The organism is Candidatus Planktophila limnetica (assembly GCF_002288365.1).
GTDB lineage: Bacteria > Actinomycetota > Actinomycetes > Nanopelagicales > Nanopelagicaceae > Planktophila > Planktophila limnetica.
The window spans coordinates 1,173,238-1,188,018 of sequence record NZ_CP016782.1 but is presented as its reverse complement, the minus strand read 5'-3'; the positions used below and the strand labels follow the sequence as shown (position 1 = coordinate 1,188,018).

Below are 14,781 nucleotides of genomic sequence, written 5' to 3'. Positions count from 1 at the left end.
CTTATGCAGCTGATTTACGAGATGGACGCGACTTTGCCTTCTCATTGAAATACATAAACCATCCATAGAGCGCACTAATGATTAAGTAAGGTGCGACGCTGGCAAGGGCTGCAATAAAGTCGATACCTATTTGACTAATTTTGAAGCCCCCAGAAAGAATCACGCTTACCAAAATTGTGCCGGCAAAAGCTAAGGGTGGAGTGACAACGCTGACATAACGTGTGCCAGCGCGCCCAAGGCGAACACCACCGAAGACAGCAAGACAGAGAACTACACCTGTAACGATTCCGACACCGCTTCGGATCCAGAGTTCAAGGAGTGTGAAGAGGGCGATAAATAAGGTTTGTAATACAACAACACCTTGCTTTTTTAATCCAGGACCAGTTATTGCAACTCTGTTTGGTGCTTCTGTGCTCATACTTGCTCTTCATCCTCTTCTGCGTCAATGTAATCAATTTCTAGTGCTGAAGATTTAATGGCGCGAACTTCATCATCAACATCTGCCAGAGCCGCAATCTTATTGCTTCCGCTAGATACTCCTAGTTGCATCATCTTGCGCGCTGGTCGCATCACAGTTGTTTCAGCAGTAGCAATGACATCGTTAAAGGCACGCTCGGCGCTTTTAATGCGATCACCCAAAGTAGAGAGCTTGCTATGGAGTGAGCCAATTCGCTTGAGTAATTCGCCCGCTAAGTTTTGAATCTCGCTGGCATTTCGAGCCAAATCATTTCGACTAAACGCGTATCCAACTGTGCGAAGCAGAGCCAACATAGTTGTCGGTGTCGCAATGGTCACGTGCTTTGAAAATGCTTTTTCAAGTAGTTGTGGATCAGCCTTTAAGGATTCAGAGAGAATTGATTCAAAGGGTGCGAAGAGCACAACAAAGTCAGGGGAGTTAGAGACTCCTTGATAGTCACGCTTTGCAAGTGCATCAACGTGCTTAAGTAAATCTTTTGCGTGCAAAGCCATAGCTTCGCTACGCGCATCAGGATCTTCCATATCCACTGCTTCTAGGAAGCGATGAAATGGAAACTTCGAATCGATAAATATCTGGCTGCCACCAGGAATTGCGATCGTGATGTCGGGACGAGAAACATCTGCTGAATCAGAACGTGATGACTCTTGTCGTTCAAAGTGAACGCCTTCGATGAGGCCAGCACTTTCTAGGAGAATTTCTAATTGCGTTTCCCCTAATTTTCCGCGAGTCTGCGAATTAGAAAGAGCCCCGGCAAGTTTGGTTGCTTGCTCAAGTAAAGATTGATTACCCACACGCATAGATTCGATCTGAGTTTTAATTGCAGATTCGGCGGCAAATCTTTTGTTCTCAGCCTCTTGTGACTGCGTTGTTAATGTATTCATGCGCGCCTTAACATCGCTGAGAACTTCATCTAGTCTCACGGTGTTATTTTGTTGAGTTTGCGCCGCAGATAATTGTTCGGTGAGCATCTTTACTTGTGCCTGTGCACCAAGTGCGTTGGCATTGGCTGCCCGAGATTTAAGGGTGGCGATAACAAAGCCAAGGGCGATACCGATGGCAAGGCCAATGAGAAGGGTCACGGTTGATGCTTGCATGGGCATATCGTGGCAGTAACCACTGACGAAGGCGCGTAGGCTCTACTCCTCGTGAGCCTCTCAATCGGAATCGTCGGTCTGCCAAATGTGGGCAAGTCCACCCTTTTTAATGCGTTGACTAAGAACAATGTTCTTGCCGCTAACTATCCCTTTGCCACAATCGAACCAAACGTCGGAGTTGTCGGTGTTCCAGATGATCGTTTGCCAAAGCTTGCAAAGATTTATGGCTCAGAAAAAATTCTTCCAGCAGCACTCTCATTTGTAGATATCGCCGGAATTGTTAAAGGCGCATCAGAAGGTGCGGGCCTTGGAAACAAGTTCTTAGCAAACATCCGCGAAACAGATGCAATCTGCCAAGTTATTCGAGTCTTTAATGACGGCGATGTAGTTCACGTTGATGGAAAAATCGATCCAGCAAGTGATATGGAAACCATTAACACTGAATTAGCGCTCGCAGATTTACAGACACTTGAAAAAGCGCTGCCACGTATTGAAAAAGAAGCGCGTGTAAATAAAGAACGCCAGAGTGTGTTGGATGCAATGAAGGCGGCTGAAGCACATCTACAAAGTGGAAAGCCATTATCTTCTAGCAAAATAGATTTACCAGAACTCAAAGAGTTGCACTTACTTACAGCAAAACCATTCTTGTATGTCTTTAACGTAGATGCCGCCGAACTCGGTGATGAAGAACTTAAGAAAAAGTTAGCAGCACTTGTCGCACCGGCTGAAGCAATTTTCCTGGATGCAAAGACAGAGTCTGAACTTGTAGAACTCAGCGATGAAGATGCACTCGAATTGCTGCAATCAATTGGTTTAACCGAACCAGGCCTTGCAACACTTGCTCGCGTTGGATTTAAAACACTGGGCTTGCAAACGTATTTAACTGCCGGGCCAAAAGAGACTCGTGCATGGACAATTCATAACGGTGACACTGCGCCAATGGCTGCAGGAGTTATTCACACTGATTTTCAAAAAGGATTTATTAAAGCCGAAATCGTTTCATTTGATGATCTGCTCGAAGCTGGTTCTGTGGCAGATGCAAAGTCAAAGGGCAAAGTTCGAATGGAAGGCAAAGATTACGTAATGGCGGACGGGGACGTAGTCGAGTTCCGCTTTAACGTTTAGTTTTTACTCTTTGTAATATTTAGCAACTGATTCGAGCGCTTTATCAAACATCTCTAGACCCAACTTGGCATCTTCTACTGAGATATTGCACGGTGGACACAAGTGAATTCGGTTGAAGTTATTAAATGGCATTAAACCTGCAGCTTTACATGCAGCAACAAGTTCATTCATTTCAGGACTTGTTCCACCGTATGCAGCCATTGGATTTCGAGTTGTTCGACTTGTAACGATATCGATTCCCCAGAAAACACCGCCACCGCGAACATCGCCAATAACTTTGTGTTTCTTTGCTAATTCAACAAGTCCAGGAGCGAAAACTTTCTCACCAATCATGGTGGCGTTTTCAAGCATCTTTTCTTCTTTCATGACATCGATAGTTGCAACCGCTGTGGCGCAAGCAAGTGGGTGTCCTGAATAAGTAAGTCCACCAGGAAATGCGCGGTCATTAAATGTATTTGAGATCGCCTCTGAGATAACTACTCCACCGAGTGGGACATACCCAGATGTCACACCTTTAGCGAATGTGATTAAGTCAGGAATAGCGGCTGAGTTTTGATATGCAAACCACTTACCTGTGCGACCAAAGCCTGACATCACTTCATCAGCAATCCACATGATCTTGTACTTATCGCAAAGCGCGCGAACTCCTTCGAGATATCCCTTAGGTGGAACTAATACACCAGCAGTTCCGCCAACTGATTCAAGCAAAATTGCTCCAACTGTGTTGGGGCCTTCGAAAATAATCATCTGTTCTAAGTGAGCAAGTGCGCGTTCGCACTCTTCTTCTTCCGTTGTTGAAAGAAATGCTGAGCGATAAAGATATGGACCCCAGAAGTGAACGTGACCATAGCTATATTCATTTGGGAAACGACGTGGGTCACCAGTTGCGTTAATTGATGAGCCAGTGTTGCCGTGATACGAACGATATGTTGAAAAAACCTTGTGCTTATTTGTGTGCAAGCGCGCCATGCGGATGGCATTTTCGACAGCATCTGCTCCACCATTGGTGAAGAAAACTTTCTTAAAATGTCCACCAGCTAATTCAACAATTCTTTGGGCTGCTTCATTGCGCGCATCATTTGAATGCTGTGGAGCAAGGGCAGTCAGTGTTGCCGCTTGATCTTGAATTGCTTTAACAACTTTTGGATGTTGGTGACCAATATTTGTAAAGACAAGTTGTGAAGAAAAATCTAAATAAGTTTTGCCTTCGTAATCCCAAAAACGTGAACCAGAACTGCCGGCCACAGGAAGAGGTTTAATTTGACCTTGGGCTGACCATGAGTGAAAAACAAAAGAGTGGTCGGCTGCCGTTACTGCAGCACCTTTTTTTGGATCTGCCTGTGGGTTTGACACGAAAAAGACTTCCCTTCAACACTGAATAGCGTAAGCATAATGCTCTCAGATAGTGTGCGTCTATGAGCGAAATTACCCATTGGATAAACGGAAAAACTTTCGACGACTCGGCAAAACGTCACGGGGATATTTTTAATCCTGCAACTGGCGAGGTTTCTAAGAAAGTTGCATTCGGCACCGCTGCAACAGTTGACGCTGCAGTTAAGTCTGCAACGGACGCATTTGCAGAATGGCGCCATAGTTCGCTCACTAAGCGCGTTAATGTTTTATTCGCATTTCGCGAATTAGTTAATACAAACAAAGAAAAAATTGCTGCTCTCATTACTTCCGAGCATGGAAAAGTTCTCAGCGATGCTGCCGGTGAAGTAACGCGCGGACTTGAAGTTGTTGAATTCGCTTGCGGAATTCCACACCTACTAAAGGGCGGATTCTCAGAAGAAGTTTCAACTGGCGTGGATGTGTATTCAATCCGCCAAGCACTTGGACCAGTTGCGATTATTTCTCCATTTAACTTTCCAGCAATGGTTCCGATGTGGTTCTTCCCAGTTGCTATTGCTTGCGGAAACACAGTCATCGTTAAGCCATCAGAAAAAGATCCAAGTGCTGCGATGTTCATGGCGCAATTATGGAAAGAAGCAGGATTGCCAGATGGCGTATTTAACGTTGTTCATGGCGACAAGGAAGTTGTCGATGCAATCTTGACGCATCCAGGAATCAAATCAGTTTCATTCGTTGGTTCAACTCCAATTGCAAAATATGTTTATGAAACCGGAACAAAATCTGGCAAGCGTGTTCAAGCACTTGGTGGAGCAAAGAATCACATGGTTGTTCTGCCAGATGCTGATTTAGATTTAGCAGCGGATGCGGCAATTAACGCAGGCTTTGGTTCTGCAGGCGAACGCTGCATGGCAATCTCAGCACTGGTTGTTGTTGAACCAGTTGCAGACGCGTTAGTTGCAAAGATTAAAGAGCGCGCAGTTAAGTTAAAAACTGGCGATGGCACAAAGGGCGCGGACATGGGCCCACTTGTCACACAAGTACACCGTGACAAAGTTGCTTCATACGTTGATGCAGGTGAAAAAGAAGGCGCCACAATTGTTGTCGATGGTCGCAGCGTTAACCCTGGCGGTAATGGTTTCTGGCTTGGGCCAACACTTTTTGATCACGTAACACCAAAGATGTCTATCTATACGGATGAAATTTTCGGTCCAGTTCTTAGTGTAATTCGCGTTAAATCATATGACGAAGCACTGGCACTTGTTAACTCACACCAATACGGAAACGGAACTGCAATCTTTACAAATGATGGTGGCGCAGCTCGTCGTTATCAAAATGAAGTTGAAGTGGGAATGGTTGGCATTAACGTTCCAATTCCTGTGCCAATGGCGTATTACTCATTTGGCGGATGGAAGAATTCATTATTCGGTGACAGCCATGCACATGGCACAGAAGGCGTGCATTTCTTCACTCGTGGCAAAGTTGTGACAAGCAGATGGCTTGATCCAAGTCATGGTGGAATTAATTTAGGTTTTCCACAAAATACGTAATTTAAATCTCTTATTTAAGGCGTAATTGCCTACGATTTAAGTGATTGCAACCCCAACTGCTATTCTTCGCACGTTCTGTGAAGTTCTTCCAGAGCACATACGTCTGGAGTGAAATTTCAATGTCTAAAGCATCTAGTGCGCACTTAGCTGGTCTGCCACAAAAGAAGCGCGAGAATCTTCGCAACGTTGCAATCATCGCCCACGTAGACCACGGCAAGACAACTCTTGTTGATGCCATGTTGTGGCAATCAGGTGCTTTCGCGGCTTATAAGAAGCAAGACGATAGCCAGGATCGCATGATGGATTCAATGGATCTAGAACGCGAAAAGGGAATTACGATTCTTGCTAAGAACACTGCTGTTAAGCGCGGAGACACAATCGTTAACATTATTGATACGCCAGGCCACGCAGATTTCGGTGGAGAAGTAGAACGTGGACTAGAAATGGTTGACGGCGTTATTTTGCTCGTCGATGCCTCAGAGGGCCCACTTCCACAAACACGTTTCGTACTTCGCAAAGCACTTGAAAAGAACCTTCCAGTTATCTTGCTTATTAATAAAGTAGATCGCCCCGATTCACGTATCGCAGAAGTAGTCGATGAGGCGTATGAATTATTCTTAGATCTTGATGCAAATGAAGAACAAATCGAATTCCCAGTTATTTATGCATCTGCAAAAGCAGGTCGCGCGTCCCTTAAGCGTCCTGCAGATGGTGGAATGCCAGAAGAAGAAAACCTCGATGTTTTATTCGACACAATCTTTACTGCAATTCCAGCACCTGTTTATCACGAAGGTGCACCACTACAAGCGCACGTAACAAACCTTGACTCCTCACCATTTCTTGGTCGCCTTGCACTCTGTCGCGTGCGCGAAGGTGTCATCAAAAAAGGTCAATCAGTTATGTGGATGAAAGCAGATGGCACATCAGAGCGTGTAAAAGTTTCAGAGTTACTTATTACTGAAGCGTTAGAACGTGTACCTGCACTTGAGGCACACCCTGGTGACATCATCGCTGTTGCAGGTATCGAAACAATTACATTGGGCGAGACACTTGCTGATCTAGATAATCCGCATGCACTTCCACCAATTATTGTTGATGAACCATCTATCTCTATGACAATCGGTATTAACACATCCCCACTTGCTGGAAAGAGCGGGAAACTACTTACAGCGCGCCAAGTTAAGGGTCGCTTAGATGCCGAACTCGTAGGTAACGTTTCATTGCGCGTTCTAAATACAGAACGTCCAGATACATGGGAAGTACAAGGACGCGGAGAACTTCAGCTCGCAGTTCTAGTTGAAATCATGAAGCGCGAAGGTTTTGAATTAACTGTTGGCAAGCCACAAGTAGTTATCAAGAAAATTGATGGCAAAGTTCACGAACCTATGGAGCGTTTGACAATTGATGCTCCAGAAGAATATTTAGGTGTATTAACTCAGTTAATGGCACTTCGCAAAGGCCGCATGGAACAAATGGTTAATCACGGCACTGGCTGGATTCGCCTGGATTACAAAGTTCCTTCACGTGGACTTATTGGTTTCCGTACTGAGTTCTTAACAGAAACTCGCGGTACAGGTTTACTGCACCACGTATTCGATGGTTACGAAGCATGGCACGGAGATATCCGCACACGCGGTACGGGCTCCCTTGTTTCAGATCGTCTCGGAACAGTTACGTCATACGCGCTTTATGGAACACAAGATCGCGGAACTATTTTCGTAGAACCTGGCGATGAAGTGTATGAAGGTATGGTTATTGGTGAGAATTCACGTAGCGATGACATGGACGTTAACTGTGTTCGCGAAAAGAAATTAACAAACATGCGTGCATCAGGCACAGATGAATCAGAGCGTTTGATTCCACCTAAGAAACTCAACATGGAAGGTGCTCTCGAATTCTGTCGTGAAGATGAATGCGTAGAAGTAACTCCAGCTGTTGTGCGAATTCGTAAGGTCGTTCTCGATGGATCTGAACGTGCACGCACTACATCACGCCAAAAGAAGGCGAACCTCAACGCTTAGTTCTACCAGCCGCGTTCTTGGCTGGTTTTGTCACACGGGTCGGGCAAGATAACCACTGTGAGTAAAGCGAAAGTAACCCTGGTCGGCAATATTTCTGTTGCCCCTGCAATCACGCTTTCATCTCAACAAAGTTCTGTCGTTACACATCGCAACTCACCAATCATTGCGCTAGGTGCCCCCGGCACAGGAAAAACAACAGTGCTTATTCATTCAGCACTTGCGCGAATAAATGACGGACAAAATCCAGATTCAATTCTGCTTATTACCTTTGGCCGCGAAAGCGCATCAGATTTACGCGATGCAATTGCACTACAAACCAGTGCCACGATGTATGAACCACTTGCGCGCACATTTCACTCACTCGCATTTTCTATTCTTAAGATGAAGTCCCATATTGATGATCCGGATCCAATTTTGTTATCCGGGCCAGAACAAGAGAGCTTTATCCGCGATCTCTTAGAAGGTGACATTACGGATGGCTATCGACAGTGGCCAGAAGATTTACATCTAGCGTTATCAACACATGGCTTTGCTCGTGAATTACGAGATCTTATTTTGCGTGCATCAGAGCGCGGAGTAACACCAGAAAAACTAGAAGAGTATGCAAAGAGTTATGGTGAGAAATATTGGCAAGGCGCTGCAGAATTTTGGAAGAGATATAACGGGGCAATGTTCTTACGTGAAGTATCTGCTGGGGATTCAAAACTGCGCATTGATCCATCCGAACTTTTATCTCGTGCAATCAGACATCTAGAAATCAATCCAGATCTGCTCTCAGAACTTCGCAACAGATTTAAGACAATTATGGTCGATGAGTTTCAAGAAACAGATCCGGCACAAAGACGATTGTTACGCTTGCTTGCACCACAAGATCTAGTTCTTGTCGGAGATGCTCACAGTGCAATCGGTCGCTTCAGAGGCGCAGACCCTGATGGCATGAGTACTGAAATTGATTATTACCTTAAACAAAATGGCACACAAGTAATTTTGAATCAAGATTTTCGCAGTGCTCAAGCAACGCACGCAGTTGGTTTGAGTGTTTCATCAAATTTCAGACTTACGGGTCAGACCCATCAACGCTCATGCGTTAATGAAAAAACAGAAGGTGATGTTGCAATAGAGCGATTGCGATCTGTCTCTGAAGAAGCTCAATACATTGCTTATCAATTCCGTCGTGCTCACCTAGTCGATGGTGTGCCATATTCGCAGATGGCAGTACTTGTTCGATCTCCTGGTTCGCTGACAAGTGCGGTACGAAGAGCATTTGCACAAATTTCCATTCCAGTCGCAGGTGAACTCGAAGCGCTAGCAACTAATGCAAGTATTGCGCCATTTATTTTGCTCGCAGAAATTGCGATTAAATCCAAGAATCTCAATACAGAAAATGTTGAGCGCTTATTACTGAGCGAATGTGGTGGAGCCGATGCTATTTCACTTCGCCGAATTCGCAGAGCACTGTTGGCGAATCGTGGCGATGATGACAAGCGCACGGGCAATCAACTATTGATTGAAGCAGTCGATACTGGCGATATTTCTATTGAAGGCGCCGAACCAATTCTTCGAATCAATTTACTTCTAACTAAAGCGCGTGTGGCTGCTAGAAAAGCAGATGCACGTGGTGAAGATTTACTTTGGGCTATTTGGGATAACGCGCAAACAAGTGATGGTGCAAAACTTAGTACCGCGTGGCAAGAGATTGCATTGCGTGGTGGCAATCGTGGAGCGGCCGCAGATCGAGATCTCGATGCAATGATGCAACTCTTTCAAAGCGCACAACGTTTCTCAGAAAGATTTCCACTATCGGGCGCTCAAGCATTTATCCGCGAAATAAGCGCCGAAATTATTGCTGGCGATGTTATTACCGCCCAAGGTCAACGTCCTGATTGCGTTGAAATACTTACAGTCCATGCTGCAAAGGGTCGCCAATGGGATCTTGTTGCAGTTGCTGGTCTGCAAGAAGGTTCATGGCCAAATTTACGTCAACGCAGTTCGCTGCTCGGTGCTGAAAGACTTGTTGAACGCGAACGTCATGGAAATCTTGCACGCATTGAACTCGACGTTATTGCAGCGGGTGCACTCTTAGAAGATGAACGTCGCTTATTACATGTTGCAACCACACGCGCACGACACTCATTATTTGTTACATGTGTTTCATACGAAGATGATCAGCCATCGCAATTCTTTGAAGAAATTGCAGGAGCAATACTTAATAAATCCAGTGAAGAACTTGAGCAATACTCACTGCCACGTCCAATTACTACGCCCGCGCTAGTAGCTGAGTTACGTTCGGCTCTTTCCGGTGAGCGCGCTAATGGTGCCGCATCAATTATTAAGGCATTAAGTGATGCCGGAATTCATAGCGCAGATCCCCAGAGTTGGACGGGTGTTGCGCAATTAAGCACTACTGAACCAATTATTGATCCAAGCAAGGCTGTACCAATTTCACCTAGTAGCGCTGAAAACTTTACAGAGTGTGGAATGAAATGGTTCCTAGAAAAAAGCGGTGGAACCGATGGCGATAGCATCGCGCAAGTATTAGGTTCTGCGATTCACGCATTTGCTGCATTAATGGTCCAAGAAGAAGGAATCACCGAATCAATTCTTGTTGAAAAACTTAAGAGTTCCTGGAACCTGATTGACCCGCAAGAAGGATGGGTAAGCAAAGGGTCACAAGATAAAGCGATTGCAATGATTTCTCGTTTCATGAAATATCACATCAAGCATGAGCGAGATGTTGTGGGTGTAGAACTTAAATTTGATGTCACAGTTGGAAAAGCTCGAATTATTGGAACTGTTGACCGATTAGAAGTTGATTCCGCAGGCAATCTATTTGTTATTGATTTTAAGACGAGCAAAGATCCTATTTCCTATGAAAAAGCGAAAGAGAATCTTCAACTCAAGAGTTATCAAATTGCAATCACCGAAGGTGGATTTAAGGCACATCACGCAAGCACAACTTCTAGTGGAGCAGCGCTGGTGTATTTGGGACATGACGTGCAGAAAATCTCTTCACGCGAGCAAGAGCCAATAGATATTCAGGCAGCTCGGACTCAGATTGAAGGCATCGCGCAATCAATGGGAGCGGCGCAATTTGTTGCCGCAACTAATAAACGGTGCAAAGAGTGTCCTGTAAAGAGTTCGTGCCCAATTAAGGCAGAAGGGCGCACGGTGATCGAATGATTTCTCCACTAGAAATAGCCGCAGCTCTTCGAAGCGTTGACTCAAAAGTGTCTGACCCAACGCCTGAGCAAATCGCAATTATTAGTGCACCCCTTGAACCAGCAGTTGTCATCGCAGGTGCGGGTTCTGGAAAAACAGAAACAATGAGTGCGCGAGTGTTGTGGTTAGTTGCCAACAAAATTGTGCGCCCTGATGAAATTTTAGGATTAACTTTTACTCGTAAAGCTGCCGGTGAGTTATCAATACGTGTGCGAAAGCGCCTGCGCCAATTAAAAGAAGCTGGATTGCTAGATAAAGATTTAGCGTTGGATACAGCAATTACTACCTATCACTCATATGCGGGACGGATTCTGAGCGAGCACGCTATTCGCTTAGGCATTGATGCAACGAGTGATCCATTGGGCGATGCTGCGCTGTGGCAAATTGCATCCGATGTTGTCCGTAATTGGCCTGATGAAAACTTCACAAATGAGAGCGCAGTTAGCACAGTAATTGATGATGTTATTGGGCTTGCCAAACTAGTTTTGGAACACCAAGTTTCATTTGAATCAATTAGAGCTGAAGATGAAAAAACGTTGGCAGAGATGCAACGAATCGGTGGAACCAGCAATGAAGAAGTACGAAAAGTCGTTCGTATCGCACAACAACGAATTGCGATTTTGCCAATGGTGGAAGAGTTTCTTAAGCGCCGCCGTGATGACGGACAACTCTCTTTTGATGATCAGATGTCCATTGCAGCAGACATTGCAGAAAGATTTCCTGAAGCGTGCGAATTAGAAAGAGCAAAGTACAAAGTTGTATTACTCGATGAGTATCAAGATACATCTCAATCCCAGGTGCGCATGCTTTCGGCGCTCTTTGGACAGGGCCATCCTGTTATGGCAGTTGGAGATCCTTGCCAGGCTATTTACACGTGGCGCGGTGCATCAGCTGGAACTATTGGAACCTTCGCTAAGTATTTTCCAAAGAGCGCGGGCCACAGTGGCGCAGAGTTATTTAATCTTTCAATTACATTTAGAAATGATAAGAAGATTCTGGAAATTGCGAACTCAATTTCAGATCAGATTCGTTCTACTTCATCCGTACGTGTCGATCCACTTCGTCCGCGTGATAGCGCTGGTGATGGTGAAATCGCATACGGAGTCTTTGAAACACTCGACGGTGAAGCACAAGGCATTGCTGAGTATTTCCACAAGCACTGGTTTGCACCAGAGCGCATTGCCATTGAAGAAGATAAGCGAACATCCTTTGCAGTCTTAGTTCGTAAACGCTCACAAATTTCAATGATTGAGAGTGCACTTCGTGCGCGAAGTATTCCTGTGGAAGTTATCGGTGTTGGTGGGCTAATTTATGTAGCAGAAGTTGCAGATGTTTTATCACTTATGAAAGTTGTAACAGATCCAGAAGCTGGCACAGCGTTGATGCGTCATCTAACAGGCCCAAGGTTGGCACTCGGTGCAAAAGATATTGCAGCACTGGGTGCATATTCCAGAAAGCGCGCAAAACTTGGTCACGAAGATTCACACTCCTTTATTGCAAAAATCGCTGCAGGAAATCCTGATTCAGCCGAAGCAGATGATCTCTTTATTGGCTCTCTCATTGACGCGCTAGATGAGATCGAACAGTGCGATAAAGAGAGCCGTGCGTTATTTAGTGAAGTTGGATTTACTCGTCTATCTCGTTTTGCAACAGATCTTCGCAGGTTACGTTCGCGCGCAGGCGGCTCAATCATTGATTTGATTACTGAGATCGAAAACTATCTCAACCTTGATCTCGAAGTTTCATTGCGCGATGGCACTCGAAATGGTCGCCGTCACCTTGAGCGATTCTTAGATGAAGCCTCAAAGTTTTCTCGAAGCGGTGGCAGCATCTCAGCATTTATTGAGTGGCTAGATGTGACATCAAAGAAAGAAGGTGGACTCAAATCTGGCGCGCCTGAAGTGCGCAGCGATGTTGTTCAACTTCTCACCATTCACACTGCAAAGGGTGCCGAGTGGGATTTCGTTGCAATTCCAGGATTAGCAGAAGGAACATTTCCAAGTACTTATACAAATGATCCAGATAACTGGATTACAAATGAGCGACAAATACCATTTGCTCTTCGTGGAGATGGCGACGAACTGCCCGTATTTTCACTAGCACAGTGCACAAAAGATAGTGAAGCAGGCAAAGTTATTACTGCTTATGCAAAATCGTGCGCAGCAATTAAGAAACAAGAAGAGATACGCCTTGGTTATGTCGCTGTTACTCGTGCACGTACGCATTTACTCTGCACAACATCATGGTGGCGCGAAGGTTCTAGAAGTGTTGATCCCAGCGAATTATTCGCCCACGTCACAGAAGTTGCAGATAAACGTGGTGGAGAATTACTCAGCGAAGCGAGTGCACCAGAAGACGGAGTACGCAATCCGATAGAAGTAAATCCAGATAGCGCGTATTGGCCACGCGATCCATTGGGTGATCGTCGTGAAGCATTTGATGCCGGCGTGGCACTAGTAAAGAAATCACAGGCGCATGCACTAACTTTAAGTGGCGATGAAACTTTGGATTCGTGGGTCCATGATGCGCAAGCACTTATTGCAGAAGTAAAAAACCGTGCTTCATCAAGTATCGAAGTGGCGCTGCCATCGCGTATCTCAACATCCACACTTGTTGCATTACACGAAGATCCAGCAGCGCTGGCACTTGCTATCCGCAGGCCAATCCCGCGTTCACAAGATCCTTATTCACGTCGCGGAACACAATTTCATGCATGGGTTGAAAAACAATTTGGAGCGATGACTTTATTTGATGATTCGTACTTAGATTACTTCGATCCAATTGAAGAAGATGGAAAACTTGAAGATTTAAAGAAGTCATGGCTTGCCAGCGAATATGCACAGCGCAAACCAGCCGCGATAGAAGTTCCTTTTGAATCAGTCATAGCTGGCGTACTCGTGCGCGGTCGAATCGATGCTGTTTATGAAACACCAGATGGCTTTGAAGTTGTTGATTGGAAGACTGGCTCAAAACAATTTGGAGCATCGGCTGCAATTCAGTTGGCTATGTATCGCTTGGCATGGGCGCGATTAAAATCTATTGATGTCTCTCAAGTCAGTGCAGCATTTCATTATGTGCCAACATCTGTAACTGATAAGCGTGCAGATTTACTCGATGAAGCTGCGTTGGTAGGTCTTATTCAATCTCTACAGTAATTGGCAAGTGATCACTAATTCCTGTTGCGGTAGTTTTAATCGTCTTCACCTTTGAAATACTGTCCTTAGCCAAGATGTAATCAAATTGAATCTTTGCACCCCAACTTGGATACGTATTTTGTGTGATCAATGATTTCCACTGCGAGCCAACGACAGGCAAGCCCTTAGGCAGATTTAGATCACCAATGATTGCTACTTTATTTCCTGTTTGTGCTGCAGATTTTTCTGCCCACCGTTTTATTTTCTTGAGCTGGGCAATATTAAATCCTGGCACAAATGAGAGGTGCGTATTTATGATGCTCCAACCATTTTCTAGGTGGGCAACGAGTGCAACACGTGGTTCATCTTGAACATAAATAAAACGTGGTTTGCCTTTTCCATCTTCTCCACCAGGAACCAGCAGCGGCATGCCTACAGGAGAGCGACCAAGTTCAATGCGCTCATATGCGGTCACGGGAATTGTTGAAGCAAACCCAATTCCGTATCCACCTTCTCCTTTACTTTTCGCCGTAATTATTGATTCATCGCTGTCTTTGAGTGCGCGCCATTTTTCTCCGGGTGTTCCTATGATTGCTGGAGCAAATGCCCAATCAACAGCTTTCATTGCCTTCGCAATTTCTTGTACTTGATTTACTGAATTACTGCGGGGCAGGAAATGATCAACTTCTTGCATCGCTAATACTTCGGGGGCAATTTTCTTAATTGCGCTGGGCAGGGAGGCTTTGCTGCCAGGCGGGATGGCCATCGCATGCAGCAGATTCCACGATGTCAGCCTCATGCGCACAGGCT

The 14,781-nt window shown here is 45.2% G+C and carries 9 protein-coding genes; 5 read left to right on the top strand and 4 right to left on the bottom strand.

Translation table 11 applies throughout. The features are described 5' to 3' along the window. Position 1: 1 nt before the first annotated feature. Both PHILAsVB114_RS06225 and PHILAsVB114_RS06220 read right to left on the bottom strand, forming a co-directional pair. Positions 2 to 418 carry a hypothetical protein gene (locus PHILAsVB114_RS06225; RefSeq protein WP_095698501.1) on the bottom strand — a complete coding sequence of 139 codons (417 nt, stop codon included), beginning with the start codon at positions 416 to 418 and terminating at the stop codon, positions 2 to 4. Next, on the bottom strand, positions 415 to 1,572 hold the full coding sequence (locus tag PHILAsVB114_RS06220) for a DNA recombination protein RmuC (protein WP_157906162.1): 1,158 nt from the start codon (positions 1,570 to 1,572) through the stop codon (positions 415 to 417). Before PHILAsVB114_RS06220 ends, PHILAsVB114_RS06225 begins: the two co-directional genes overlap by 4 nt. Before the next feature lie 51 nt (positions 1,573 to 1,623). Here PHILAsVB114_RS06220 and ychF point away from each other — a divergent pair, with 51 nt between their 5' ends. Beyond that, on the top strand, positions 1,624 to 2,697 hold the full coding sequence (gene ychF, locus PHILAsVB114_RS06215) for a redox-regulated ATPase YchF (RefSeq protein WP_095698499.1): 1,074 nt from the start codon (positions 1,624 to 1,626) through the stop codon (positions 2,695 to 2,697). Between the two features lie 3 nt (positions 2,698 to 2,700). On the opposite strand, the gene PHILAsVB114_RS06210 is transcribed toward ychF, so the two are convergent. Beyond that, positions 2,701 to 4,050, bottom strand: a complete 1,350-nt coding sequence (locus PHILAsVB114_RS06210; protein WP_095698498.1) for an aspartate aminotransferase family protein — start codon at positions 4,048 to 4,050, stop codon at positions 2,701 to 2,703. A 62-nt stretch (positions 4,051 to 4,112) separates the two neighbouring features. On the opposite strand from PHILAsVB114_RS06210, the gene PHILAsVB114_RS06205 reads away from it, so the two are divergent. The 4 genes from PHILAsVB114_RS06205 (at position 4,113) to PHILAsVB114_RS06190 (ending at position 13,992) form a co-directional block, all read left to right on the top strand. Beyond that, positions 4,113 to 5,597 carry a CoA-acylating methylmalonate-semialdehyde dehydrogenase gene (locus tag PHILAsVB114_RS06205; RefSeq protein WP_095698497.1) on the top strand — a complete coding sequence of 495 codons (1,485 nt, stop codon included), beginning with the start codon at positions 4,113 to 4,115 and terminating at the stop codon, positions 5,595 to 5,597. Between the two features lie 119 nt (positions 5,598 to 5,716). Beyond that, a complete protein-coding gene (gene typA / locus PHILAsVB114_RS06200) occupies positions 5,717 to 7,618 on the top strand; it encodes a translational GTPase TypA (RefSeq protein ID WP_095698496.1) in 1,902 nt (633 codons plus the stop codon). Between the two features lie 57 nt (positions 7,619 to 7,675). Next, positions 7,676 to 10,798: an ATP-dependent helicase gene (locus tag PHILAsVB114_RS06195; RefSeq protein WP_095698495.1), complete on the top strand. Its 3,123-nt coding sequence runs from the start codon at positions 7,676 to 7,678 to the stop codon at positions 10,796 to 10,798. Beyond that, entirely contained in the window at positions 10,795 to 13,992 is a 3,198-nt protein-coding gene (locus PHILAsVB114_RS06190; RefSeq protein WP_095698494.1) for an ATP-dependent helicase, read from the top strand. The genes PHILAsVB114_RS06195 and PHILAsVB114_RS06190 overlap by 4 nt, the downstream gene beginning before the upstream one ends. Here PHILAsVB114_RS06190 and PHILAsVB114_RS06185 read toward each other — a convergent pair. Beyond that, positions 13,973 to 14,770, bottom strand: a complete 798-nt coding sequence (locus PHILAsVB114_RS06185; protein ID WP_095698695.1) for an endonuclease/exonuclease/phosphatase family protein — start codon at positions 14,768 to 14,770, stop codon at positions 13,973 to 13,975. The two genes, PHILAsVB114_RS06190 and PHILAsVB114_RS06185, sit on opposite strands and share 20 nt — an antisense overlap. Positions 14,771 to 14,781 lie beyond the last annotated feature (11 nt).